The organism is Pseudoalteromonas sp. SR43-5 (assembly GCF_014163835.1).
Lineage (GTDB): Bacteria > Pseudomonadota > Gammaproteobacteria > Enterobacterales > Alteromonadaceae > Pseudoalteromonas > Pseudoalteromonas distincta.
Map to the genome: position 1 here is coordinate 1 of NZ_JACJEA010000006.1, position 25,602 is coordinate 25,602.

The following is a 25,602-nucleotide window of genomic DNA, read 5'->3' on the forward strand; positions in this document are numbered from 1 at the left end:
AAACGAATACACCCTACGATGAATCGACGTATTTAGCGGCCTTAAAACGCAGAGGCTCACCACTTTTAAAATTTGCAGTTAATAGCTAAATTTTACTAGTCGTCCACCTCAGGGCGTGTTGTTATGTTTTCAGTACCTCAAGGCACCTTTTTATATATTTCTACACCGCAGTCTTGACCGTATGTAGCAGAAATAAGAGCTGTAGGTTTTTGCCCATTAGCTGTCGTGTAAAAACTGTAAAACCTACCATTTTCTCGAAAAAATTCTAATTGAGTAGAAAATATCGGTGAGCCATATTCCCCAAGGTGCATAACGACTGCTGACAGTTTTGAACCATTAAATTTCTCTGGAAAGTGTAACAGGACGTCATAGCCTGAATTCAATTTGGTCACCTTGATATCAATTAATTCACTAGATTGAATATCAATTGTCTGTTCAGCTTTAATGCATGTTGTTCCAAACACATTAAAACTTAGCAAAAAGAGTAAAGATAATAATTTCACGCGCAGAGTCCTGGAAAACATAACGCCCCACTAAGGGGCTAATAAATAGTTGGCTAAAATAGCGAACGAAGTGAGACTAGCCAACTGTTTTTAGTCCCGCTTAAGTGGCTTGTTAGGTGTATGTTTGCCAAATTAGAGAGTACATTATAAAAGTTGAAAACGTCGCATAAATAAAAATACCAAACCAAAAACCACCTGGCGAATCACTACGTTTTACCGTGATTGATTTAATTTCTATTTCTCCCATTTTTATAGAGTGAATACAATAAATAAGTAAAAAGGGACATAAAAATAAAAACACTATGGTTGCTATAAAATTACCGTATCCTTCAGCTTGTGGAGTAAACACAAATGTCAATAGTGTACAGGTACAACCTAAAATAAAAATAGTTTTCAATAATCTGGAAGTATCCAACTTTAATTCAGATATTAATTTGACTATAACTCCATCACCTCTTTTAAGAGTTTGAGCCTTTGGATTTTGGCTAAACCTAACTTTAGGGGGGATTCCTTTTTTTCTATTATCTATTTCTTGTAGTAAGACTTGGTATCTCTCAGGGTATTTAACTTGATCAATATGCTGTAAACAATCTAATAGTTCCTCAAGACTATATTCAGAATAAATTGGCTCAGAAGTTAACACTAAGTACACCTAACCTTTAAATAAGGGGCGCAGGCATGTGGGCTAAAATCCGAACGAAGTGAGCAGCCCACATGTTTGCGTCCCAGCCCGCGCAGCGAGCGAACTTAATTTTTTTGTTATACGTCATACCTAAAGCTTCAATTCTTCATCTACCGGATCTTGGTAAGTAATAACACTAAATCTGTTCTCTTTAGCATAGTTAAAGGCTTGCTGAAGCAAAGGTTTTGTAATTTCTGCATCACTTGCCACTTTTCCAGTTTTTTTAACGTCAATTTCATTCCAGCCCAAATCGCCAAGATAAAGCGCAACATCCTCGATTATTTCTTTTAAATTCTCATCTCTGGAAAACATATTAAATGCATATCGTTTTCCCTTTTCGAAACGTCCATTTTCTTCTGTAAACTCAGCTGTTCCGTGTAATAAAAGCATCAGGTTCCAATCTCTGGCGTATAACGCTTACAATAACGGGCAAAAACACAATGCCATAAAATGCGCAGCATGGCATTGTGTTTTTGTCCCAGAGACCGAAGGGAACGAGTTGATTGTATTGTTATGTAGCTTAGTCACAATAGAACTCCTTAGCTTCGATTAGTATGTTAGCTATGTCTATTGCATGTGGCTTATTTGCACCAAGGCCCATTGAAGTTGTTTCTATTTCATTCAAATATGCAGCTATTTTAGTATTTGCGGCATCTGCCTTTACTAGCTTAAACACTTTCGGAAGATAAGATTGATATTCATCCCTAGCCGCGGGTATATCCCTTACCCCAATTGGGTCCCACATATAAAATAAAATTTCATCTGTTGCTCGATAAAGTCGCTTTTCAGATTCCTTCACTTTCAATTCCTTTGGCTATATAACCTTTAGATAAGGGGCGCAGATATGTGGGCTAAAATCCGAACGAAGTGAGCCAGCCCACATGTTTGCGTCCCAGCCCGCGTAGCGGGCGAACTTAATTTTTTTGTTATGTACGTGCTAATTCAGAGCGACTTTTCAATTTTTTAACGCAACGTATAAAAACAGATACAGAAGTGATTCCAGCACAAATGATTCCGATTTGGGGAATGGAAAGTTCAATTGAGCCTAATACGTAAATTTTTCCGATTGTAGAGCCAACTACAAATACAGCAGCCAAAAACACCGCGAAAACAATAATTAACATTAACCACGTCGCAGACATTCCCCATTTAGACATATTTTCTACTTCCTCAATATCCACTTTATACATAACAATTTAATAGTGCGCTCATCGCGCATATTTCTGCCAACGATACGCTCATGTATTTTATAAATCTTTTTTACCAAATAACTTAATACATTGCTATATATAATTTTTTATTAGCACTCAAACTCTCAATAAAAGACAAAATGCGCTCGCCGCTCATTTTCTTGAATATGTGTGCATCACAACTATACTGTATATAAAAACAGCACTATTGTTGGTAATAGTATGAAAACACGTTCCCCATTTTTAAATTACATAGCTGAATATATGCTAGTTCGTCAATATTCTTTACGCACCGTCGATACCTACCTAAGATGGATTGCATCTTATATCCATTTTCATAATAAACGCCATCCCGCCTCAATGGGGGACAATGAAGTCGAACGCTACTTAGAACATTTAGTGTTAAAGCAAAACGTTGCACCACGTACGCAAGCCACCGCACTCAATTCATTGTCATTTTTATACAAGCACATAATAAAAAAAGAACTCTCATTAAATTTAAATTTTGCCCGTAGTAAAAAACAAGCAAAACTCCCTGTAGTGATGACCCCAGAGGAAGTTAAAATGTTGATGGCTCATTTAAATAAGCGCTATTATTTAATTGCAGCCCTTATGTATGGAAGTGGCTTAAGAGTAATGGAAGCGGTGCAATTAAGAGTAAAAGATATTGATTTTGATTATAAATGCATTCAAGTATGGAATGGAAAAGGTAATAAACACCGCATTGTTACGCTGGCCACAGAGCTAATTCCTATGCTGAGAAATCAAATTTTGAACGTTGATGACTATTTAAAACTGGATTTAAATAATACGGAATATTCTGGCGTATGGATGCCATATGCTTTAACAAAAAAATATCCAAGTGCCGCAAAATCGCTTGCGTGGCAATATTTATTTCCTTCTCATATATTAAGTTCAGATCCTCAAAGTGGTGAAATAAGGCGACATCATTTTCATCACTCTTGTATTAGAAAAGAGATTAAAAAAGCCGTCCAAAAATCAGGGTTAACAAAAATAATAACACCTCATACATTGAGACACTCTTTTGCTACTCATCTACTGCAAAGTGGCGCCGATATAAGAACTGTTCAAGCTCAGCTTGGCCATTCTGATGTTAAAACTACACAAATTTATACCCATGTACTACAACAAGGTGCTAACGGGGTTGTTAGCCCTTTTTCAAGATTATAAGCGTCTCTTTTTAATCCTCTACACATACATATTCGCTTTAAGACCAACACCGTCATCTATTTCGACTTTAAAAAACACATAAAAAAGCCCCGCTTGTTTTTACACAAGCGGGGCTCCACACTAATACTTTTCAAGAATAAAAGCGCCGATACTGCGGGCGCTTTGCATCATTGAATTTAATTTTATTGGTTAACTACGCTTTTAAGCGGGTTAATTGGCTGTGCGTTATCATCTAGTATGTTCATATCAAAATCGAACTCATCTACACGAATCGCCTTTTCACGTTTGATGTTGTAATCAATTAACTGAACGTGTTCAGCTTGGGTAATTACGTTCGCCGCTAGTGCGTTATCAAGCGTAATGTTAAAACGTGCACCTGGTTTAATTACTTTAGCACGTAGTGCTTTTTTAACTTTAGCCAGCTCGCCAAGTGATGCCATTTTAGCTTTGTAAGCTTGCTCATTAATATGATGGCCATCGCCCACTACTGGTTTAACTAAATGCGTGATTTGCGCTTTAAATGCGGTATCTAGCTGAGCTTGCTTAGCTAGTTCGCGGATTAAATCGTCGCTAATTTTTGGCATTTTAGTTGAGTAGTTCATTGTAATGAAACGAATAAACTTACGTGTACCACTTGCAGGGAAGTTATCTAAAAACTTATGCAATGCTTCTTCAGCACTTTGTAGTGCAAAACGAGTCGCGTAATGGAAATACGGCGCTGCTTGCTCACGGTCACTACTTGATACTTTTTGCTCGTAGTATTTAATTGATGCCATAGCTGCATATAAAAAGCTCATTACATCACCTAAACGTGCCGATAGCATTTCTGCTTGTTTTAACTTACCACCAAGTACAAGTAACGAAAAGTCTGCGTACACTGCAAGTTTTGCAGATAATTTATGTACTGCTTTTTCGTAGTCACGTACTTCTGGTAATTCAGAATTAGCACTTGCTGTAAATGGTAAAACACCAAGGCGGAAAGCACGTAAGCTGTTTGCTGTGCTGTAGCCAATTGTTTTACGTAAAATGCCGTTAAATTCTTTATCTGCGCCTTTGTCTTCACTGTGAATTGACTCAACCATAGATTGTAAATATGGGTGACAACGCATAACACCTTGACCAAAGATCATTAGGTTACGTGTAAGAATGTTCGCGCCTTCTACCGTAATGGCAATCGGCTGAGCAACATAACCACTTGCTAATGTATTTTGTGGACCGTTTTGAATCGCTTTACCCGCTTGAATATCCATTGCTGAATCAAGTACGTCGCGACCAAGCTCTGTCATATGGTATTTAGCGATTGCGGTTACTACTGATGGTTTTAAACCCATGCCTAAGCCTTCAGTTGTAAGTACGCGCATTGCTTCTTGTAGGTATGTTTTACCTGCAATGTCGGCTAGTTTTTCTTGAATACCTTCAAACTGACCAATGGCTAAACCAAACTGTTCACGCACTGCTGCGTATTCAGATGCTGATTTAAATGCAACTTGTGCTGTACTAACACCTAGCGCAGGTAATGAAATACCACGGCCAGCACCTAAACAGCTAACCAGCATTTGCCAACCACGGCCGATGTTTTTCTGTCCACCAATAACAAAATCCATTGGTACAAATACTTTGTTACCACGTGTAGTACCGTTGTAAAAACGAATACCCATTGGGTCGTGGCGATTACCAAGCTCTACACCTGGGTGCTCTTTAGGAATAAGTGCACAGGTAATGCCTAGGTTTTCTTTACCACCTAGCAGACCATCAGGGTCAACTACTTTAAATGCTAAACCAAGTACGGTAGCAATAGGCGCAAGTGTAATGTAGCGCTTGTCCCAGGTAATTTCTAAACCAAGGACTTCTTCGCCGTTGTACATACCTTTAGTTACTTTACCAACATCAGGAATACCACCTGCATCAGAACCCGCTTCTGGGCTTGTTAATGCAAAACATGGAATATCTGTACCATTTGCTAGGCGTGGTAAGTAATGTGCTTGTTGTTCTTGCGTACCAAAGTGAAGTAATAACTCACCTGGCCCTAGCGAGTTAGGAACCATTACGGTTACCGCAACTGCTGAGCTTTTAGTCGCAATTGTGCCAACAATGGTAGAGTTTGCATAAGGGCTAAACTCTAAACCACCAAACGACTTAGGAATGATAAGCGAGAAAAAACGCTCTTTTTTCAAAAATTCTAAGATGTCATTTGGTAAATGAATGCCGTTTTGAATCACTGAATCGTCAATCATGCCCAATAACTCTTTTACTGGACCGTCTAAGAATGCTTGCTCGTCTGCGCTTAATGTAGCAGCAGGTACGTCGCGAAGTGCACTGAAATCAGGTTTACCTTGGTAGATAGAACCTTCAAGCCATACATCACCCGCGTCTAGCGCTTCTTGTTCTGTGATAGAAATACTTGGTAATACTTTTTTTAGTTTTGTACGTAAACTCATGATTGAACTCATCCGACCAGCTAAATAATACCTACATTACGTCATAAAAAATCGTTTAGATCAATTACTCTATTCAATTAATTAACAGTTTTTTCAATTTATTTTCTTTACCTGAACGTAAACTGTTGAAACACAAAGGCTTACAGTTGTACGCTGAAAAAAAGTATTTTGACTAAAATGATGAATAAAACAGCAAAAGCTCTAGGGTCTGTTGATCTTTGCGGATTAAAATTTGTTCAAACTAGGGGCTATTTAATCGTAGCGCGAGGTTTGTAACCTAGTGGGCTAAGTAAAAACCGAGCAAAGCTTCCGCGTCCTGCTCACGCCCCTTACCTAAATCGATGTAGGCAACAAAGAGTAAATAGCCCCTAGGAAGAACCCTTTGGGCAGCGCCTGTTTGGCATTAATGCTACGTTATCGCCCATTTATGGGGAATAACCACACTACATAGGCTCTGCCTTGCCTAAATACCAAACAGACTGCTGCAAATTCAACCTTGAAAGATCAACAGACCCTAGCGCTGTATCTATTTTTTTATGGGCATAAAAAAACGCAGCACAAATAGGCTACGTTTTTATTCAATTTGTAGAGGCTACATTATCAGTTAATCTAGCTAAAACTACTTAAATTTAAATCAAATTGTATAAGCGCTTCACTTAGCAACTTTAACAATTTGCTTGCCGGTAAAACCACCAGCAAGTTGTTTATTAAGCGCTTGCGATACTGACTCAGCACTAAAGTCTACGGGCGTTATTTCTGGGTGTTTAATGTCGCCACTAACAGCTCCTTCAAGTAACAGGTTGCCCATAAAGCTCAAGCGTTGTTGTGCACATAAACTATTAGCAAGCCATGCACCACCAATCGATACAACGCTAATATTCGGCGCTCGGTGATACATTAAGTCTTGATCAAAACAAGGTAGCGGATTTAAGCAGGCAATACGTCCGCAAAAACGCATTAGCTCAATATTACGCTGAGTACACTCTCCACCTATCGTATCAATAACCGCATCAAAGCCTTGCGGGCCAAGTTCTCTGCGGATTTTTTCGCATAGCTTTTTATCGCTATAGTCAAAAACCACATCAGCGCCTAGCTGCTTAACCAATTTATGGTTACGCTTTGATGCGGTGGTAAATACATCTGCACCACGCTGTTTTGCATATTGAATAGCAAACTGCCCTACCGCTCCGGCTCCGCCTTCAATAAAAATAGTATCGCCTTCACTAATGCCTATTTTATCTAAGCTGATAAGTGCTGCCATACCGGCGCATGGAAGTGTTGCTGCTATGGCCGGATTTAAACCGCTTGGCACAACCGACACTGCAAAGTTAGGTACTTTGGTGTATTCGCTCAAAGCACCTTGCTCACCAATGTTGGCATGCCACATAACCCGCTGGCCAACATTTGGAAACACACCTTTATTAGCTTTAACCACAACACCTACAGCATCTAAGCCTAAAATGTGTGGATACTGCCATTTACAAAAGCCTGTTTTAGCAAATTGACCATCAACTGGATTTAAACCAACGTACTCTACTTTTACAAGCAGCTCGTTATCTGCACAGTCTGGAACAGGCAGCTCAGCATCTGCTAAGTCAATTGCTTCATTTGGTTCTGGCAGTACAATAGCGCGCATCGTTTGCGGGATAATGTATTCATGTAAATTTTCAGTATTTGGCATCAATATAACTCTACTTATTAGTGTCGTTTAACGCATAACTCCATTGGCCATTAAATGACTGGTAAGCATTTACTTTGGCAAGCAGTGAAGAAATTGTTGTTTCAACAGCATTTTCTTGTGCTATTAAAACATCCTGACGCGCATCTAACAACTCAAGGTAAGGAATTTGGCCTTCTTCATACATTGCTTGGGCTTGTAAAAATGCTTTATTAGCAAAGTCATAGCGCTCATCTGCAAAGCGTTTTTGCTGTGCCTGATTGACCAACAATTGCAGTGAAAGTTCACTTTCACTTAGTGCAGTTAATACCACTTGTTGATAATCGCTGTATGCGGCTTCACTTAAAAACTGCTGCGCGTCGCGCTGTGCTAATAATGCTGGGTAACTTAATAACGACCATTGTAACTGCGGCGCTACTTGCCACTGCTGATCAGTATTTTTTAAGCCTGTGCTGTCTATACTCACAACCCCTGCAAATGCAGATAAGCTAATATCTGGTAATAACGCTTTGCTAGCTGCAACACTTAAACTATTTGCTTGGCTAAAGTCAAACAGTGCACGGCTAATATCAGGACGTAAGGCAATGGCATTATTAGCGTTTTTTAATGCTACGCTAAAGTCACGTTCAAGCACGCCTTGCTCGTTTTCAATAGCAATATTTTGCGCTAACTTACCGCTTAGTACTGCAAGAGCAGATAAATCGCTGTATTTTGCATACTCAATGGCAGGCATTAGTGCTTGTTGCTGCCTAAGCTGCGCCATCGTACGGTTTAAATCAAGCTCGTTTGCGACGCCTTCGTCAACACGGGCTTGAAGAACGTCAATACTTTGCTCAAGCGCTTCAATTTGAAGTGCTACAATGTGTTGTTTTTCAACATTGCCTTGATAACTTACAAAGCCTTTAACAACTGACGATACTACTTCAATTTGCAGTAAACGTACTTGCTCTGCTTGGCTCATGGCCGATGCATTTGCAGCATCAACCAACGCCGTTATGCGACCAAATAAATCTAGTTGCCAATCAAGTGCAACGTTTGCACTTGATTGACGGTCATAAACGCTTGGTGCATCACTTCGAGCTACGCCAACATTTACGCCACCTTGCGGAAGGTACTGGGCTTTTTGCTCTCCTAATCGCGCTAATACACTTTTAAGTGTTAACTGGCTTGTTTGCAAATTATAGTTATTTGCAAGCGCACCAGTAACAAGCTCATTTAGTTGATGAGAATTAAGCTTTTTCCACCAGTTTGTTTCATCAGCAACGCTAACGTTACTCGCAATATTAGCTTTAGCAACAAATTCGTTAACGGCTTTTTGCTCGCCCATGGTGTCTATTTTACTCGCGCACCCGGCTAAAAACGCAGCGACTAATACCGCACTGACAGTTAGACTTGTTTTAAGCCTTTTTTGCATTAATTTAGTCATGAGTATTCTCCTGCGCTTTCTCTTTTTTGTTAGTCACTAACATATAAAATACCGGCGTAAACAATAGACCAAACACGGTTACACCTATCATGCCTGAGAATACGGCGTTACCCATTGCGTGTCGCATTTCGGCGCCCGCACCGGTGGCAAGTACTAACGGTACAACACCTGCTGTAAATGCAATTGACGTCATTAATATTGGGCGCAAGCGCATACGACATGCCTCAAGTATTGCCTCTAAGTGCGATAAGCCTGAGTCGTGTCTATCTTTTGCAAACTCAACCATCAATATTGCATTTTTAGAAGCCAACGCGACCAGCACTATTAACGCTATTTGGGTAAATATGTTGTTGTCAGAGCCAACAAACCACACACCTAACAAGGCTGAGAAAATAGTCATTGGTACAATTAATATAATTGCCAGTGGTAAACGTAAGCTCTCGTACTGCGCTGCAAGTACCATAAATACTAGTAATACAACTAACGGGAATACATAAACCATGGTGTTACCGGCAAGTACTTGTTGGTACGTTACTTCAGTCCACTCATACTCAATACCTGTTGGTAGTGTGTCTGCGAGTACTTTTTCAATAGCAACTTGTGCTTGATCAGAACTATAACCTGGCGCTGGGCTACCATTTAGCTCAGCACTTGGGTAACCGTTGTAATGCATAACACGGTCAGGACCAATTGTTGGTGTTACTGTTAATACAGAGCCTAATGGCACCATATTACCTGAGCGGTTACGTACTTTTAAATTAAGTATTTGATCAGGGTCTAAGCGGTAGTCAGCATCAGCCTGTGCATTTACTTGGTATGTACGACCAAACATATTAAAGTCATTTACGTACACAGAGCCTAAGTAAATTTGCAGTGCATTAAATACTTCATCAAGTGGAATACCTTGAATAAGCGCTTGCTCACGGTCAATATCAATATCCATTTGTGGAACTTGGATACGGAAACTTGAGTACAGGCCCATTAATGCAGGGTCTTGTTGCGCTTTACCAATAACGGCTTGCAGGCTATTAAATAGTGCCTCAAATCCTTTATTAGCTCTGTCTTCTATTTGCAGTTTAAAACCACCTGTAGTGCCCAAACCTTGAATTGGCGGCGGTGGAAATACCGCTACAAATGCCTCATCAATTGCAGCAAAACGTTTATTCAACTGCGCCGCTATCGCCATCGCTGATTGGCTTGGGTCGGTACGTTTGTCAAAGCTCTCAAGTGGTGTAAATACAATGCCGCTATTAGGGCTGTTTGTAAAACCGTTCACTGATAAGCCAGGAAAAGCAACAGTATGTGCAACGCCTGGGACTTCTAATGCAATTTGCTGCATTTGAGCAAGTACGTCTTCAGTACGATCAAGGCTTGATGCGTCAGGTAACTGCGCAATAGCCACTAAATACTGTTTGTCTTGCTGTGGAATAAAGCCACCTGGTACGGTATCAAATAACTTAATTGTGCCGCCAACAAGTGCAATATAAGCCACCATTACAACAACGGTCATACGGATTAGTTTTTGTACCAGTTTTTCGTACCCTTTAGCTCCACGATTAAATACGCGGTTAAATGGTTTAAACAACCAACGTCCAAACAATTTATTAAGTAAACGAGTAAACGCATCTGGTTTTGCATCGTGAGATTTTAATAACAATGCAGCAAGCGCTGGCGATAACGTGAGTGAGTTAAACGCAGAGATAATTGTCGAAATTGTTATTGTAAGCGCAAATTGCTTATAAAACTGACCAGACAGCCCGGTAATAAATGCCGTAGGAATAAACACCGCACTTAGTACTAGCGCAATGGCAATAATAGGGCCTGTTACTTCGCTCATTGCAACGCGGGTTGCTTCAAGTGGCGATAAGCCTTTTTCGATATTACGCTCTACGTTTTCAACAACTACAATCGCATCATCTACAACAATACCTATGGCCAAAACTAAACCAAACAACGACAAGGTATTAATTGAGACACCTAACCACTGCATTACGGCAAATGTACCAATAAGTGAAATAGGCACAGCAATTAGCGGAATAATAGATGCTCGCCACGTTTGTAAAAATACAATAACAACAATAACTACCAGTACAATTGCTTCAAGCAACGTGGCAATTACCGCGTCAATTGAGCCGCGAACGAATACCGTAGGGTCGTACACAATGTCGTATTCAACACCAGTAGGGAAATCTTTTGATAAGCGCGCCATTGTTTCGCGTACTTGATCAGAAAGCTCAATAGCGTTTGAACCTGGGCGTTGAAATATTGGCATTGCAAGAGCTGGTTGGTTGTCAAGCTCTGCACGCAGTGCGTAAGTGTCTTGACCTAAATCAACACGGGCTATATCAGATAAGCGCGTTAACTGACCTTCGTCGCCTACTTTAATAATAACTTGTTCAAATTCTTCAATACTGTTTAAACGACCTTTAACGTTTAACAGTATTTGAAATTGACTGTCGTTTGAAATTGGTTGCGCACCTAAGCTACCTGCAGCAACTTGCTGGTTTTGCGAGCGAAGTGCTGTTACTACATCTGTTGCTGTTAATTCGCGTGCAGCAAGTGCATCTGGGTTTAGCCATACTCGCATTGAGTATTTGCCAGCACCAAACATGCGAATATCACCTACGCCTGGTAAGCGCGCAATTTCATCTTTAATGTTTAAATCAGCATAGTTAGATAAGTAAGCTGTGTCGTGCGTTTTTTCAGGTGAGTATAAATGCACTACCATGGTTAAATCGGGTGATGACTTTTCAGCCACAACACCTAAACGTTGTACTTCTTCTGGCAAACGCGGAAGTGCACTGTTTACACGGTTTTGTACTTGTACTTGAGCACGGTCTAAATCGGTACCTAACGCAAATGTTACCGTTAGAGTCATACGGCCATCGCTAGTACCTTGCGAAAACATATACAACATGTTTTCAGTACCGTTAATTTCTTGCTCCAGCGGTGTTGCCACTGTTTGCGCAATAACGGTAGGGTTAGCACCTGGGTAGTTGGCGGTAACAACAACTGTTGGAGGAACTACTTCTGGGTATTCACTTACTGGTAATTGGAATAGTGATATGCCACCAGCAATTAAAATAACCAACGACAGCATAGCCGCAAATATTGGGCGCTGTATAAAGAAATGCGAAAATTTCATCAATAAACCTTATTGCTTAGCCACAAGTTGTGCGTTGTCGTTTGACAATGTAAATGCCACACCGCTTGTATCAATTGTTACTGTTTGCGGAGAGATTGGCATACCAGGACCTACGCGAGCAGGACCATTTACAGCAATTACATCACCTTCGTTAAGGCCTGAAGTAACCGCACGTAATGCACCGTAACGTTCACCAATAGTAATTAGTTTGTATTCAAGTACGTTGTTTTCGCCAACGGTTAGTACAAAGCGATTTTTTAAGTCAGTACCAATTGCACGTTCTGGGATAATAATAGCGTCGCTAATAGAGTTGGCTGCAAGCTTAATACGTGCAAACGAGCCTGCGCGTAATTGGTTGTTGTCTTCATTAAATACCGCACGTACACGTAATGTGCCCGTTGATGAATTAATTTGGTTATCAATAAAGTTAATGTAGCCTTTGTATGCAAAATCACTTTGACCGACTTTTTGCATTACAACAGTTTGGTGGCTCGCAGCAGTAACGTCATTAAAAGAGCTATTCCATGTGCGCTCATCAACATCAAAATAAGCGTACATAGCTTGGTTTGAAACAATTGACGTTAATACGCTTTGACCCGCAAGTACGTTATTACCTTTAGTAATATTTGCACGAGAAATAATGCCATCAATTGGTGATACTACTGACGTAAACTCTAAATCAAGTTCTGCTGAGGTAAGTTGTGCTTGAAGTGCAGAAAGCTGTGCTTCGCGTTGGCGCAGTGTCGAAGTACGCGCTTGTGCTTGCTCTGTAGAGATTGCCTTACGGTCTAATAAGCGTACCGCACGTTTGTCTTCACTTTTAGCTTGTTCTAAGGCGGCTTCTGCACTTTTAATTTGTGCTTTTAAGCTTGCAACAACGGCTGCAAATGGGCGAGCATCTAATTGAAATAAAACATCGCCTTCTTTAACCACGTCGCCTTCTTTAAATTCAATGCTATCGATGATTCCTGATACACGCGGCATTAAAGCAACTTCTTGTGGAGACTCTAAACGAGTTGTATATGTGTGCCAGCTCTGTACCGGCTTAACAAGCACCTGTGCTACATCAATTGGTTGAAGTTGCTGTGCAGGTGCTGATTGAGCTGTGCTCTCATCAGCACAACCCGCAAGTGTTAAAGATGCCGCAGTAAGTGCAGCAGCAATTAGATGTTTGTTCATGAAGACGCTCCATTGTTAATTAGCCTCGCATAATACGGATTAAACCCGTGTGTAAAAACCATAGATTTTTAAATTCATTAATGCCAAAATGGCATCAATAGATTGGTTAAGGTGTAATAATGGATACAACAAGTCGACTTTTAATGTTACTTGAAGTAGTTGAGCAAGGCTCTTTTGCTAAAGCTGCAGAAATACGCAACATAGATCGCTCTGTTATATCTAAACAAATTAGCCGTTTAGAGGATGAGTTAGGCGTTAGGTTACTTAACCGTACTACCCGTTCATTTTCGCTCACAGCGGCAGGCGCCGAAATGATCAAAAAAGCCGCTGAGCTTAGAGAGCTGCTCGGCGAAACCGTGCGCATGGCTGAAAACTACCATTTAGAGCCGCGCGGCGTTTTAAAAATCACTTCATCAACACTTATTGGTCGTCGTTATTTGCAACCTGTACTTAATGATTTTCAAAAACGCTTTCCGCAAGTAGAAGTTGAACTGCGTTTAGACGATAGATTAGTAGATATAGTCTCTGAAGGATTTGATTTGGCTTTTCGTGTAGGAGAGCCTAAAGACTCGTCACTTATCGCACGTAAAATAGCGCGTAATCGATTATTAATTTTAGCTGCGCCACAGTTTATTGAAACTTATGGTATGCCAAAAACAATGGAAGAGTTAGCGAAATTACCAGCAGCAAGCTATGCCAGTAACTCTATTCGAGTAGAAGCAATTGATTATTACGATAGTAAAGGTGAGCGCTGCGAGCAAAAAATAAAAAGTGTGTTTCGTGCAAACGATGCCGAGTCATTGTTAATGAAAACATTGTCGGGCACAACTTACTTTGTCGCCCCTGCATTTATTATTGGTGATGAAATAATACAAGGTAAGTTAGTGCCTTTATTGACCGATGTAAAACTGATGGAATTTAGCGCGATGTATGCCGTATATCCGCATCGAGATTTACCAGTAAGAACCCGATTATTTTTTGATGCTGTACGTGAGCATTTAGGAAAAGATAAACCGATTTGGGAAAACGGGATCCCTAACTTTGAACAAATGTACTAAGTAGCACGACTTACGCAACGACTGCCTGGTAATCATTTTCTTTTTTAAATTTACAATACACTTTATTGCGACCAAATTGCTTTGCTTTGTATAACTGTTTATCAGCTTGGTTTACAAAGCTTTCCAATGAATTGGTACTTTTAAATTTTGCGACACCAATACTGGTTGTAACATTGATTGCAAGGCCGTCAATGTCAAATGTGGTATTTTCAAAACGTGCTCTTATTTGTTCAGCGGTATTAAGTGCAGTCTCTTCATTTGCAAAAGAGCTAAATAAAGCAAACTCTTCACCGCCTACTCTAAATACATACCCTCTACCAAGCACAACCCTTAGTAAAGTGGCTACTTCAATAAGCACTTGGTCACCCACACCATGGCCATGCTCATCATTTATCTGCTTAAAAAAGTCTAAATCAAGTAAGAATAAATATAACTGTGATTTATCTTGTAGTTCTACTTCAAAGTAGTGGTTCATTGAAAGGCGATTGCCTGCCCCCGTTAGTGGGTCAAGTAACGCTAAATTTTTAAGTCGCCTTGAAAAGTGTGAACGACTCCCTTCAAAAACGTGAGAAATTACCCAAATACTTAAATAAGCACAGAGTAGATTAAGAGATAAGTTAAAAGTCTCAAAAGGGGCAAGAGTAGACTGACTACCTAAAATAAACACTTGGATCACTAATAAATTTGCAGAGAAAATTACACCATATTGTTTACCCAATAGTAGGTAGTACAAAATAGGTAATGCAAACGACCATACATACACACCGTTACGAGGCGACGCCAAAGATGTACCCAAAATAACGATGAATGTGATAAGTGCGCACATTACAACGGATTGCCAAAACTGTAATGGGCGGCGTATAAGTGTAATATAAGTAAATATACAATAAATGGAAAAACAGATTTCGATATAGCCAAGCAATGGAAAGTTATTTACAGTTAAATTAAATCCCGCAAATCCAACCGATAAAACACCAAAACAAAGGCACATTCCTCTTAGAACGTCCTTTCTTAATGATTTAGTGCTATTAAGGGCTGCGATATCCATTCTAATCACTTAATAAAAATAAAAAGTAAGTTTAACGTGAAAATACAATTTAACAAGCTTTGTTGCTCTAAAACCATGTAAACACACCCTTTTATTGGTGATTTAGGGACACGTTTGATGTTTTTGTTTACAAATTAGCTCTAACAATTAACCACCTAACATAGATAAATTAGTGGTGATGCCCGTATTACCTTGATGCAAAAGATGAGTTGGCTTCTTAGTTTTAATATAACGAGATAACAATGCCATTAATTCACAGTTTGAACTGTCGTTCATATATTCTCTTAGCGAAATACCCTCTTCAGAAAACAAACACAAGTGCAGATTTCCTTTTGCTGTAACCCTTAGTCGATTACAGGTACTACAAAAATCATTGCTGTAAGGCATTATTAAACCAATTCTGCCTTGATAATCAGGATGCGCAAACTCTTGAGCAGGACCTGCTGATGCACTACGCGCAACTTGCTGCCAACCTGTTTGTAATAGCTGAGTTTTTAAAACTTGCCCAGAAACATGGTTAGCATCAAAAAAGGCTTTGTTATCGTTTGTTTGCATCAATTCTATAAAGCGGATGGTAACGGGGCGGTGTTTAACCCAATTTAAAAATGTATCAAACTCTTTTGCGTTGTATTGTTTCATCAGCACGCTGTTTATTTTTACTGAATCAATACCCGTTTCAAGCGCAGTATCAATACCTTTCATTACTGAGGTAAATTTGTCATGCCCAGTAATGGTGTTAAACATGCGCGAATCTAAACTATCAATGCTTACATTAATGGCGTTTAAGCCTGCATCTACCCAGTCATGAATATTCTTATGAAGAGAAAAACCATTGGTGGTCATTGCAATTTTTTTTATGCCCGCAACATCTTTTGCCGCGCGAACAACATCTATAAAGTCTTTTCTAAGGGTTGGCTCTCCGCCAGTGATCCTTACTTTTTCAATACCATGGTGTGCAAACGCTTTAAGCGTATTGCTAATTTCATCAATTGTGAGGAAGCCACGGTCGTGACCGCCCTGATAACCATCTGGTAAACAATAAACACACTTAAAATTACATACATCAGTAATAGATAAACGTAGGTAACTAAACTCTCGCCCTGTTGGGTCGATTAGCATAAATAAACCTTAACTAATATCAACACGTAATAACAACCTAATACCAATTTGCACTAATACTTAATCGTTTAATTAAGCAAACTGGTATAAACAACGCTACCTATTGATACATAAATAATAATTACATAAATATATTTAATAACTAAAGGGGCAGCCTAAAGCATACCCCTTTAATTATTTTTGTTTTACGCTTCTAAGCCTTTTTTAAGTTCGCTTGGCTTCATTGGTAGGTCACGTAAACGCACGCCTACAGCATTAAACACTGCATTACCAATAGCAGGAGCAACCCCTATCACGCCAGGCTCTCCTAAACCAACTGGAAACTCATCGCTTTGTAAAAACTCGATGTCCATATCTGGCACATCTTGCATTCTTAGCGGTAAATAAGTATTAAAGTTAGTCGCAGATACTTGCCCATCTTTATACGTATTTGATTCATGCAATGCAAGGCTGCTACCCCATAGTAACGACCCTTCAATTTGTGCCAGTGCGCCATCTGGGTGAACTATTAAGCCCGCATCTACAACAACATAAAGCTTTTTAAGCGTTATTTTACCACTATCACGGTTAACGTGAACATGCGCTGCGGTTGCAAGCCATGCTGGCATAGTACGTTCTTGCCCTGAGCTAACAGAAAAACCAATGCCTTCGTCTTTCGCCAATTTTACAGAAGCTACTTTGTCAGACACCGTTTTAAGCACATTACGTAAGCGCAGTGCTCCGCCAACGCTCTCAGGTGCTTTACCCGCTTGCTTGCCTTTACCATCTAACATTTCAATTCTAAATTGAACAGGATCTTTGCCTTGCTTATGGGCAATTTCATCAATAAACGACTCAAGACTCCATGCAATCCAACCTGGCCCTACTGAACGTAACCAACCCGGATTAAAGGTGCTTTGTGCAACTTCGTTATTAATAGCGCGTGCACGATGACTGCTCATGCTATACCAATGATCAGCGCCCGATGCCGAAAATGCATCAAATTTACCTTTGCCATCAACACCCGGTGATAAAAACCCTGGTGCCATAGCTTTAGTAGGCCAACCAGCGGCAAATGCATGTTCCATTCCTGTGAAGGTACCATTTTTATCAAACGACGCCGTCATTTTTGCAGCAGATGCAGAGCGAGACTGATCGAATAAACTATCGTCTGCTCGTGTAAATACCAGTTTTACTGGTTTACCTACTGCTTTTGCAGTTAGAGCCGCAGGTACAGTCCAATCACCAAATAATCGACGACCAAAACCACCACCTAAATAATAAGGACGAATAATTACTTTGTTTTGTTCTATATCGAGTGCTTTAGCAAGCGCTGGTAACGTAAGTGACTGCCACTGGTTACCTGTATGAATAATCCAATTTCCGTCTTTAAACTCTGCAACCGCATTTAATGGCTCTAGCTGATAATGACTCGCTGTCGCTGTGGTATACATTGATTCTAACAACTCACTAGCGTCTGCTTGAGTTTTCTTTATATCGCCTTCATCAACAAACAAAGTACCCGAGTCACGTTGCTCGCATAATCGCTTACCTTCTTTTTGAATATCAGCTTCAGATATATTTGCCGACTCACCCTTTTTGTAACTCACCTTTAAAGCATCTACTGCTTTAATGGCACTTGGGTAACTATCAGCTAATACAACAACCCAGCCTTGCACTGTGTTACTAGGGTCATTTAAAATTTCATAGCCTTTGTAACCTTTAATTGCTTTTGCTGCACTATCATCAACGTTTGTTACTGTACTGCCATAACGAGTTGGTGGAATAACTGGACGCGCGTACAGCATGCCTTCAACTTCTACATCTATCCCATATACTGCTGTACCATTTGTTTTGGCTGGTATATCAAGCGCTTTAAAGTCTTGTTTAAGCCCTGTTAAATGACGTTTATTAGCCGGTTTTAGTGGAAGGTTTGCAACTTCATCACTGGTAAATGTACGATTAAACTCGCCTTTTTTAACTATGTCTGCGTAACTAACCGATTTTTCGCCTGAAATAATATAGCCCTTTTCAGCACGACATTTGTCTGCAGGCACGCCGAGCATTTTAGCTCCAGCTTCTATTAATGCAATTCGACCCGCAGCGCCGGCTTGAGATAATGGCTTAAAGCTTTGAAATACAGACCACGAACCACCCGTTACCATAAAGCCCCATTTTTCATGAGTATCTACGTAGGTAATTGATACTTTATCCCAATCACATTCAAGTTCATCAGCCACAATACGCGCAAGAGCAGTACCGATATGTTGACCCATTTCAGCTTTTGCAATACTTACTTCTACAGCGCCGTCGGTGCTCATAGTCCACCAAATAGTGGGTAAAAAAGCCTGTTGCGCAATTGATTCTTTTGCACTGAGCGAACCCGAAAATAACGCAGGGGCAAACGCCATGACTAAGCCTGCGCTAGCAGTGCCAATCATAAACGAGCGACGATTTAAATTAACGGTTTCGCTATTTTTTTGAAATAATTTTTTCATTATCGGCTCCAGTTAAGCGTCTTGTGCATTTGGATCAAATATATTTACTACACTTTGTGACTCATCTGCAGCGCGTTGAATAGCAGTTTTAATACGTTTATAAGCCATACAGCGACAGTAGTTACCATTCATATGGCTTACTATTTCTTCATCTGAAGGACTTGGATTAGCTGCCAGTAATGTAGCAGCTTGCATTATTTGCCCCGACTGACAGTAACCGCACTGTGGTACTTGCTCTTCAACCCATGCTTTTTGAAGTGGGTGTTCGTTATTAAGCCCTTCAATTGTGGTAATGTTTTTTCCTGCAATAGCGCCAATTGGTAAAACACAGGAGCGAGTTGCTTGCCCATCTAAATGCACTGTACACGCACCACACATTGCAATACCGCAACCAAACTTCGTACCTTTTAATCCAATTTCATCGCGAATAACCCATAATAATGGTGTATCTTCACTTGCGTGTGATTCAACCACCTTGCCATTAATTGTAAACGTCACCATAGCTTGCCCCTTGATTAAGCTTTATAACCTGCGTTTAAATTGTTTAATTTAAACGCAGGTTATAACAGTTAAGATTGTTGTAACTACTAATCCATAACACATATAGTTACCGCATCAGCTACATTAACAGCTAAGTACCATAACCACTGCACTAAAGCGTTAGCGCAGCTAAAAATTATTTTGCCCTACGACTACTTTTTCACTCATTTTTAGCTATAAAATTACTTAGCTGCTTTTGAGTATCTATATCTACACTCGCACTACTTAAACTAATTGTATTAACGACCTCACTGCTGGAACGCAGTAATTGCTGCGCACCTCTATCTGAAGTTAAGCTTGCAAGCTGAGATAAATCAACCGCTGGGAATATAGCGGGTACACCTAAACGCTCGCCATAGTTTGCGCACCAGCGCGATGGATTACGTTTAAAACCAGTAACTAGCTCACTTAAGTGCGCTACTTTTAGCTCAACCTGATCCGCAAGCATAAATAAAATCCCATCAAAGGACTTATTTTTAAACACAGTTTGAGAAGCTGTCGCGATTGAATTACCCAAACCTTGGCTCCATTGCTTGTTCTCAATCAGCTCTATGCTTTGATAACCTGCCAGTGCCTGCGCTACTTCTTTATGCCATGCCCCGGTAACTACATACACGGGCGTGTCATCAAGTGCTTGAAGTGTATTTACAGCATGCTCAATCATTGTTTTGCCAAAGCCAATATCAGCTGTTAATTTACAGCCGTTAAAGCGAGATGATTGACCTGCGGCTAAAACAACTTTTGCAATTAGCACGGCTCTTGCCCCCAATGACTTAGTGATTGGGCATCTTTATCACACAGCACTGCATGTATTTCGCTGATCAGCGATAGTGCAATACTCTCTGGCGAGTCGCCGCCTAAATTTAAACCGACAGGCCCAAAAACAGGAGACTTAATTTGTGAAACACGCGTATTTGCGTGCTCTAAAACTTGTTCACGTCTGTGCTTAGGACCCAATAATCCTATATATTTAAACGGAACATCTTTAAATTGAGCCAACGTACTGGCGTCAAGTTCAACGCTGTGAGCCATTAAAATAGCCGCATCGACTTTATTAGTTATGCAATATTCTTTTAACTCACTCGGTGTGATGCGCAAAATAGCATCTGCATTTTTAAAATATTGTCTTTTTGCATTAGCCGCGCGTGTATCCCATACCGTTACACTCCAACCAAGTTGTTTGGCAAATGTATAAACCGGAACTGCATCTGCTCCACCACCTACTATTAATAGGTGGGGCGGTGGATAAATAGAGGTTTGCAAGCACGTAGCGCCTTGTAATTCTACCAACTGCGCTTTGCGGTTCATTGATAAGCCATGCAACTCATCATTTTGCGAAAATACACCACTACCGGCTGGCAAAATGGGGCTTACTTGTTGAAGATATCGCCCTGGTTTATTCTCATTAAGTGCTTTAGATACAAGCTCTAACTGTAAATAGTCATTAGCTTTGTGAATGGGCTGCAGTAAAATATATACTATGCCCCCACAACCAATGCCAAGTTGAAATGTTAAATCGTCTTCATCGGTGGCATCATAACTAATGGTTTTACTGCTTAAACTACTCATTACTTGTTTAGCATGGCGTTGTATGTCAGCTTCTAAACAGCCACCCGAAAGCATCCCCAAGCGCTCGCCTAGGCTCGAAATAAGCATCATAGCCCCTAGCTTTCTGTAACTAGAGCCTTCAATTTTGTACAAAGTAGCTAAAACCCATTCTTGGTTATCCCTATCGGGATACCAAGTGTTTAAGATACTTTTCAAATCTGTAACCATATATTGCCCTTTAAAAAGCATTTTTGCGTTTAAAAACAAATCAGCCTAAACAGCTAATTTAAAACTTAATAATTCACGCACAATTTAATTTTCTATTATATCGTTTAAGGTCTCAATTAACTCATCAAATTGATCATTAACGCTTTGGCGTTGTTTATCATTTAAGGTTGAGTTTAATTCGTAGAGTAAATTTATATATAAATCTAAGTTTGCTTCATTGGTTTTCAATAGTGCGTCGCTCATATATAGTTCGCGCTCTTTAATAACTGTACTCAACTGATTTATAAATTCTTTTTTTGTAATTTCAGCATTTGTAAATACCTGTTTGGCCGCATTCAAACGGGTTTGCTTGTACTCTAACCACAACGCTTCTGAGTCTTGATGTTGCTCATTAGTTGATTTAATCAGCGCTTTTTGTTGTTTATTAAGTTTGCCTATCCACTGCTCGTAGTATTCAAATTGCTCTTCCAAACGCTCATCTTTTCGCTCAAGCGGGCTTTGTTCGTTTAACTCTTCACGTTCGTCGTTAATTTTTATTTGAATATTGTTTAAAAGCTCTTCTCTTTGCTCACTTGATAAGGTTGCCCCAAGCTCAGCTAAAGGCATGTGCGCGTATTCAAGTAGGTTTTGCCAATGCTTTTTAGCAAAAACCACCTGCTCTTTTAACTGATCGTTGCTTAGTGTGGTGTTAAAAAGTGCCTTAATATTTTGAATGTCTTGTTTGTAGGCAGGCAGCTGCGTACTTCTGTGCCAGGCTTGGGTCGTGTTAATAATCTGTTTGAGCTGCTTATTTTGTGTTTTATTTAAATCAATATAATCATCTACCCAAAATGACGAAAGCCAGCTCAAGTTGTTATAAGTGAATGAGGCTGAACAGCTACACAAAAATACCATGCTGATAGCAAAGCATGCATTTATCACTTTTTTAGCTTTAAGATTATTAAGCATCACTTTCCTTATTTTAAATTTTATAATCATGAAAATCTTATTTGATAATAATTATCATTTAAGTATTGACTTGCGCAGTAATCTAACTAATAATCATTATCAGAAACAAAGTGTACCGACCTCAGTGCCTATGGAAGGATATTCAGCAAGGATGCTGACACATTAAAAGAAGAACGTGCCGCTTCGTGGTATTACTTACTCGACCCAAGTAATAACACCAAATATCACATTTACCTGCTACATTGCTCATATTAGTGACGGTTAATATGACTCAAAAAAGCCCTAACGGGCTTTTTTTATATCTTTAAATTTTCTATAAAATCTGTATCTTACACTTCTTAAACTCATTTACTTACCTTGAAAGTCCACCGCGGTGTTATTTACATTTTATACGCACGATCTTATAAGGTACCGCCTTGCGTTTACACTAAAGCTGGCGTAAAACATAACAGTAGACACCCTTTTTTGCATCTATTTATAGAAACCGATTTAGTCTTTACATAAATGTATTGGGTATTAAACGTTTATAATGTGCAAATAGTGCAAAAATTTAATAAATTAGCATTTAACTATGGCCTGTTGACCTTTTAGGATTAAATCTGTTCTATCTAGGCGCTATTTAATCGCCGCGCGAAGTTTGTAACTTAGTAAGCTCATTAAAAAACCGAGCAACAAAGAGCAAACCGCCTCAAGGGCGAGCCTAAATAGCAGTGGATGTTTAATCTAAAAAATGTACTGGCCCTAAAATCTATCGAAACTATTACTAATTGGAGACATTAATATGTCACAGTTTAATTTAAAAGCACTCATTCTTGCTGGCGTTTTACTTGCCAGCCCTTTCGCTCATGCAACATTAGAAGATGGCATAAGAGCAGCTAACGAAGGTGAATTTGCAGTCGCCCTAAAAGAATTCCAATACCTAGCAGATAAAGGTTTTGCGCCAGGAATTTACGAACTAGCCAAATTATACGAAGGTGGATACGGTGTAACACGCGATTACCGCAAAGCAGCTGCACTTTATCAACAAGGCGTTAAAAAAAACCATGCTGATTCGATGTTTGCTCTAGCTGTTTTATACGATGAAGGTAAAGGCGTTAAACTTGATCATCAAATGGCAGTTACCTTATTTGAAAAAGCAGCTAAGAAGAATTTACCTGCAGCTCAATTTAATTTGGGCGTAATGTACGCTAATGGCGTGGGTGTTACACGAGACTATGAAGCGGCACGTAACTGGTACGAAAAAGCAGCTGCAAACAATTACTCTTTAGCGCAATTTAATTTAGCCCTCATGTATTTTGAAGGACTAGGTATGCCAAAAGATCTTGAAAAGTCATATATTTGGAATACTATCGCTGAGTACAACGGTAATATGCAAGCGAGTCATAGCCGTAAACTTGATGAGCGTAAAATGCTGCCTAAAGAAATTGAAGCAGCTAAAGAAAAAGCCGATGCCATTTATGCAAAAATACAAGTGGGTACCTATGCTGGCGAAGGTCGCTTATTTTAAAGTCTTATTTTAGAGTTTAAGACCGTAGCTTTAAACTAACCTAAAAAAGGCTGAATTACATAATGTAATTCAGCCTTTTTAATATATCTTGATTAGCAAGTTAACACCTATTCAACTTTACCAAATCAGCACCCTATTATTTTATGTAAAGCCACTTTAGAAGCTTAATAATAAGTTTGCTTTGTTTTAGTAGCATAACAATGCGAGGATTAAACGAGCCCGATACTAACGTATTTTTAGCATGGCTAAACGTTAAAAAACCTTCTATACCATGATAATGCCCCATTCCTGAATGGCCTACACCACCAAAAGGAGCATCGTCAGCAGTTACTTGCACTAAGGTATCGTTTATTGCCACAGTGCCACTGATTGTTTGCTTCATAATGTATTCTTGAGCGTGCTTATCTTGGCCTAAAATATAAAGCGCTAATGGGTGGTGATGAGCTTTAATATAGTCAATTGCGCTGTCGAGCTTTTCATAACTCATTATTGGCAGTATTGGACCAAATAACTCATCTTGCATAAGCTGCATTTCGTCAGTTACTTGAGTCACTAAATGCAGCCCCATACGATGCTTTTCTTCGTCTTGCTGATTGTGTTCAAGTGGCTTAATAATGTTTGCACCCAGTTCTTGGGCTTGCTCTAAGTAGGTTGCCAAACGTTTATAATGCGCATCGCTAATGATAGAAGTTAAGTTTTTACCTTCAACACCGTCTTTAAAATGCTTTTTATACAACTCGCATAATTGCTGAATAAGCTGATGCTCAAGCTCTTTGGGTACAAATACGTAGTCGGGAGCAACGCATATTTGCCCTGCGTTAGCCATTTTTCCAAACAGTAAAGCTTGCGCCGCTTTTTTAATATCGGCATTTTGCGTAATAATAACTGGCGATTTACCACCGAGTTCGAGCGTTACTGGTGTTAAATTACGACTCGCTGAAGCCATTACTAATTTACCAACGGCCGTTGAACCCGTAAATAATAAATGAGCAAATGGCAGTGATGAAAACTGCGCGGCTACGTCGCTACCGCCTTGTATTATTTTGCAATGCGCTTGCATGTCGTCTTTAAATATTTTTTCGATAACGGCGTTTGTGTGAGGTGTAAACTCGCTTAATTTGAGCATCACTCTATTACCAGCAGCTATGGCGGTAAGCACAGGTACTAACGCTAACTGAATAGGGTAATTCCACGGTGCAATAATACCAACCACACCTTTGGGCTGATAATTAACACTTACTTTTGAAGGCCACAAGCTTAAACCCACAGAGCGATTACTTGGCTTTGCCCATTTTGGTAGCTTTTTGATTATGTGCGCGAGTGTTTGAACCGTAGGCAATATATCGCCAAGTAGAGTATCGAAAGCGGTTCTGTAACCAAAGTCTTTTGAAGCAGCATCCACTAGCTCTTGCTCAAGTTCAACAATACGTACACGGAGTTTTTTTAATAAAACGAGACGTTTATCAATTGGCAAGTAAGGCGTTTCGAGAAAGCTTTTTCGCAATTCATCAAACTGGGGAATTAAAGGCATTGCCTGTGATGTCTCAGTGCTCAAAATAGGTTACTCAATTTTTAAAGTTATTAACGACTATAACCTTGTTCTGTTTTTCGAGCAATAACACTAATTATCTAAAAAAGAGCTTCTTGAGTACTACAAATAAGTATAAAGAGTAGTTTTGTTTAAAACTGTAAATATA

21 protein-coding genes are annotated in these 25,602 nt (G+C 39.7%); 3 read left to right on the forward strand and 18 right to left on the reverse strand.

Going from position 1 to position 25,602, the window contains the following annotated elements; genetic code table 11:
• Positions 1–137: 137 nt before the first annotated feature.
• The 5 genes from H5090_RS04870 to H5090_RS04890 form a co-directional block, all read right to left on the reverse strand.
• Positions 138–503, reverse strand: a complete 366-nt coding sequence (locus H5090_RS04870; protein ID WP_182695161.1) for a hypothetical protein — start codon at positions 501–503, stop codon at positions 138–140.
• Between the two features lie 112 nt (positions 504–615).
• Complete coding sequence (locus H5090_RS04875) at positions 616–1,146, reverse strand: hypothetical protein (RefSeq protein WP_182695162.1); 531 nt, start codon at positions 1,144–1,146, stop codon at positions 616–618.
• 129 nt (positions 1,147–1,275) lie between these two features.
• On the reverse strand, positions 1,276–1,575 hold the full coding sequence (locus H5090_RS04880) for a hypothetical protein (protein ID WP_032095867.1): 300 nt from the start codon (positions 1,573–1,575) through the stop codon (positions 1,276–1,278).
• Between the two features lie 130 nt (positions 1,576–1,705).
• Positions 1,706–1,984 carry a hypothetical protein gene (locus H5090_RS04885; RefSeq protein WP_182695163.1) on the reverse strand — a complete coding sequence of 93 codons (279 nt, stop codon included), beginning with the start codon at positions 1,982–1,984 and terminating at the stop codon, positions 1,706–1,708.
• A gap of 127 nt (positions 1,985–2,111) precedes the next feature.
• On the reverse strand, positions 2,112–2,366 hold the full coding sequence (locus H5090_RS04890; RefSeq protein ID WP_182695164.1) for a hypothetical protein: 255 nt from the start codon (positions 2,364–2,366) through the stop codon (positions 2,112–2,114).
• A 231-nt stretch (positions 2,367–2,597) separates the two neighbouring features.
• On the opposite strand from H5090_RS04890, the gene H5090_RS04895 reads away from it, so the two are divergent.
• Positions 2,598–3,566: an integron integrase gene (locus H5090_RS04895; protein ID WP_182695165.1), complete on the forward strand. Its 969-nt coding sequence runs from the start codon at positions 2,598–2,600 to the stop codon at positions 3,564–3,566.
• A 182-nt stretch (positions 3,567–3,748) separates the two neighbouring features.
• On the opposite strand, the gene H5090_RS04900 is transcribed toward H5090_RS04895, so the two are convergent.
• The 5 genes from H5090_RS04900 to H5090_RS04920 all read right to left on the reverse strand — a co-directional run bounded on the left by H5090_RS04900 (position 3,749) and on the right by H5090_RS04920 (position 13,432).
• Complete coding sequence (locus H5090_RS04900) at positions 3,749–6,004, reverse strand: acyl-CoA dehydrogenase (protein WP_149603631.1); 2,256 nt, start codon at positions 6,002–6,004, stop codon at positions 3,749–3,751.
• A gap of 652 nt (positions 6,005–6,656) precedes the next feature.
• On the reverse strand, positions 6,657–7,685 hold the full coding sequence (locus H5090_RS04905) for a zinc-binding dehydrogenase (protein WP_182197403.1): 1,029 nt from the start codon (positions 7,683–7,685) through the stop codon (positions 6,657–6,659).
• Positions 7,686–7,695: 10 nt separating this feature from the next.
• The gene (locus tag H5090_RS04910) at positions 7,696–9,108 is read right to left on the reverse strand and encodes a TolC family protein (RefSeq protein WP_182695166.1); all 1,413 of its coding nucleotides are present in this window, start codon (positions 9,106–9,108) and stop codon (positions 7,696–7,698) included.
• The gene (locus H5090_RS04915; RefSeq protein WP_002958688.1) at positions 9,101–12,253 is read right to left on the reverse strand and encodes an efflux RND transporter permease subunit; all 3,153 of its coding nucleotides are present in this window, start codon (positions 12,251–12,253) and stop codon (positions 9,101–9,103) included. The genes H5090_RS04910 and H5090_RS04915 overlap by 8 nt, the downstream gene beginning before the upstream one ends.
• Before the next feature lie 9 nt (positions 12,254–12,262).
• A complete protein-coding gene (locus H5090_RS04920) occupies positions 12,263–13,432 on the reverse strand; it encodes an efflux RND transporter periplasmic adaptor subunit (protein WP_024595653.1) in 1,170 nt (389 codons plus the stop codon).
• Positions 13,433–13,551: 119 nt separating this feature from the next.
• Here H5090_RS04920 and H5090_RS04925 point away from each other — a divergent pair, with 119 nt between their 5' ends.
• Positions 13,552–14,490, forward strand: coding sequence for a LysR family transcriptional regulator (locus tag H5090_RS04925; protein ID WP_002958690.1), 939 nt, complete (start codon positions 13,552–13,554; stop codon positions 14,488–14,490).
• Between the two features lie 10 nt (positions 14,491–14,500).
• Here H5090_RS04925 and H5090_RS04930 read toward each other — a convergent pair whose 3' ends face one another.
• From H5090_RS04930 to H5090_RS04960, 7 genes are all read right to left on the reverse strand, one after another.
• Positions 14,501–15,538, reverse strand: a complete 1,038-nt coding sequence (locus H5090_RS04930) for a GGDEF domain-containing protein (protein WP_182695167.1) — start codon at positions 15,536–15,538, stop codon at positions 14,501–14,503.
• Positions 15,539–15,685: 147 nt separating this feature from the next.
• Positions 15,686–16,657: a GTP 3',8-cyclase MoaA gene (gene moaA, locus H5090_RS04935; RefSeq protein ID WP_182695168.1), complete on the reverse strand. Its 972-nt coding sequence runs from the start codon at positions 16,655–16,657 to the stop codon at positions 15,686–15,688.
• Between the two features lie 185 nt (positions 16,658–16,842).
• A complete protein-coding gene (locus H5090_RS04940) occupies positions 16,843–19,134 on the reverse strand; it encodes a xanthine dehydrogenase family protein molybdopterin-binding subunit (RefSeq protein ID WP_182695169.1) in 2,292 nt (763 codons plus the stop codon).
• 12 nt (positions 19,135–19,146) lie between these two features.
• Positions 19,147–19,635, reverse strand: a complete 489-nt coding sequence (locus H5090_RS04945) for a (2Fe-2S)-binding protein (RefSeq protein WP_007582016.1) — start codon at positions 19,633–19,635, stop codon at positions 19,147–19,149.
• Positions 19,636–19,834: 199 nt separating this feature from the next.
• Complete coding sequence (locus H5090_RS04950) at positions 19,835–20,428, reverse strand: nucleotidyltransferase family protein (RefSeq protein WP_182695170.1); 594 nt, start codon at positions 20,426–20,428, stop codon at positions 19,835–19,837.
• A complete protein-coding gene (locus tag H5090_RS04955; RefSeq protein ID WP_182695171.1) occupies positions 20,422–21,450 on the reverse strand; it encodes an XdhC family protein in 1,029 nt (342 codons plus the stop codon). Before H5090_RS04955 ends, H5090_RS04950 begins: the two co-directional genes overlap by 7 nt.
• Before the next feature lie 84 nt (positions 21,451–21,534).
• Complete coding sequence (locus H5090_RS04960) at positions 21,535–22,398, reverse strand: DUF6279 family lipoprotein (protein WP_182695172.1); 864 nt, start codon at positions 22,396–22,398, stop codon at positions 21,535–21,537.
• A gap of 781 nt (positions 22,399–23,179) precedes the next feature.
• Between H5090_RS04960 and H5090_RS04965 the strand changes: the two genes are divergently transcribed.
• Positions 23,180–23,905, forward strand: coding sequence for a tetratricopeptide repeat protein (locus H5090_RS04965; RefSeq protein ID WP_024595553.1), 726 nt, complete (start codon positions 23,180–23,182; stop codon positions 23,903–23,905).
• A 136-nt stretch (positions 23,906–24,041) separates the two neighbouring features.
• On the opposite strand, the gene H5090_RS04970 is transcribed toward H5090_RS04965, so the two are convergent.
• On the reverse strand, positions 24,042–25,436 hold the full coding sequence (locus H5090_RS04970) for a coniferyl aldehyde dehydrogenase (RefSeq protein WP_404936423.1): 1,395 nt from the start codon (positions 25,434–25,436) through the stop codon (positions 24,042–24,044).
• Positions 25,437–25,602 lie beyond the last annotated feature (166 nt).

Coding starts and splice junctions, on each gene's coding strand:
- H5090_RS04880 (WP_032095867.1), bottom strand. CDS start 1,575: ATGCTTTTATTACACGGAACAGCTGAGTTTACAGAAGAAAATGGACGT.
- H5090_RS04895 (WP_182695165.1), top strand. CDS start 2,598: ATGAAAACACGTTCCCCATTTTTAAATTACATAGCTGAATATATGCTA.
- H5090_RS04900 (WP_149603631.1), bottom strand. CDS start 6,004: ATGAGTTTACGTACAAAACTAAAAAAAGTATTACCAAGTATTTCTATC.
- H5090_RS04905 (WP_182197403.1), bottom strand. CDS start 7,685: ATGCCAAATACTGAAAATTTACATGAATACATTATCCCGCAAACGATG.
- H5090_RS04910 (WP_182695166.1), bottom strand. CDS start 9,108: ATGACTAAATTAATGCAAAAAAGGCTTAAAACAAGTCTAACTGTCAGT.
- H5090_RS04915 (WP_002958688.1), bottom strand. CDS start 12,253: ATGAAATTTTCGCATTTCTTTATACAGCGCCCAATATTTGCGGCTATG.
- H5090_RS04920 (WP_024595653.1), bottom strand. CDS start 13,432: ATGAACAAACATCTAATTGCTGCTGCACTTACTGCGGCATCTTTAACA.
- H5090_RS04925 (WP_002958690.1), top strand. CDS start 13,552: ATGGATACAACAAGTCGACTTTTAATGTTACTTGAAGTAGTTGAGCAA.
- H5090_RS04930 (WP_182695167.1), bottom strand. CDS start 15,538: ATGGATATCGCAGCCCTTAATAGCACTAAATCATTAAGAAAGGACGTT.
- moaA (WP_182695168.1), bottom strand. CDS start 16,657: ATGCTAATCGACCCAACAGGGCGAGAGTTTAGTTACCTACGTTTATCT.
- H5090_RS04940 (WP_182695169.1), bottom strand. CDS start 19,134: ATGAAAAAATTATTTCAAAAAAATAGCGAAACCGTTAATTTAAATCGT.
- H5090_RS04945 (WP_007582016.1), bottom strand. CDS start 19,635: ATGGTGACGTTTACAATTAATGGCAAGGTGGTTGAATCACACGCAAGT.
- H5090_RS04955 (WP_182695171.1), bottom strand. CDS start 21,450: ATGGTTACAGATTTGAAAAGTATCTTAAACACTTGGTATCCCGATAGG.
- H5090_RS04960 (WP_182695172.1), bottom strand. CDS start 22,398: ATGCTTAATAATCTTAAAGCTAAAAAAGTGATAAATGCATGCTTTGCT.
- H5090_RS04965 (WP_024595553.1), top strand. CDS start 23,180: ATGTCACAGTTTAATTTAAAAGCACTCATTCTTGCTGGCGTTTTACTT.
- H5090_RS04970 (WP_404936423.1), bottom strand. CDS start 25,436: ATGCCTTTAATTCCCCAGTTTGATGAATTGCGAAAAAGCTTTCTCGAA.